This is a genomic window from Ruegeria sp. AP12, from assembly GCF_056540025.1.
In genome coordinates, this window is record NZ_JBQFVZ010000294.1 from 1 (window position 1) to 573 (window position 573).

The 573-nt window shown below is 58.5% G+C and carries 1 protein-coding gene; it reads left to right on the plus strand.

Features of this window, described 5'->3' with window-relative positions; all coding sequences use genetic code 11:
* On the plus strand, positions 1-515 hold a 515-nt coding region (locus ACR0E6_RS22825; protein ID WP_480587711.1), incomplete at its 5' end, for a helix-turn-helix domain-containing protein.
* Between the last annotated feature and the right edge of the window lie 58 nt (positions 516-573).

The window sequence follows — 573 nt, forward strand, 5'->3', positions numbered from 1 at the left end:
GTAAGGCAAGGGGTTTGACGCTGACTGAAATTGCCGACCGCCTGAACCGCTCGGTCGGGTGGCTGAGTCAGGTTGAAAGGGACATGTCCGACCCTTCAATCTCGGACCTGCGTCAGATCGCAGAATGCCTGGGTGTTCCCATGTCGATGCTATTCTCACATTCCGCCGCCCCGGTCGAGGAGCAAGGCTATGTGGTGCGCGCCGTGTCACGACGCCCAATGGGTTCGGGCGAGGAAGGCTTGATCGAAGAACTTCTGTCGCCAGACCTGACCGATGATTTCGAGATGGTGCATTCCACCTTTGAGCCCCGATCCAAAATGCAAAAACCCGCGGACCGGCCAACGCAGGAGGTCGGATATATGATCTCGGGCCAACTGGACCTGACGATCGGTGCACGGCACTTCACGGTCGGGCCGGGTGACAGTTTCCGCATCAAGCACGAACCCTATCAATGGGCAAACCCCTATGATGAGCCCGCCGTGGCCATCTGGGTCATTGCGCCTCCGGTGTACTGATGAGCTTTGAGGCCTGGACTATATTCGCGCTGTTCTGGGTGGTGTTCGTCACCACTCC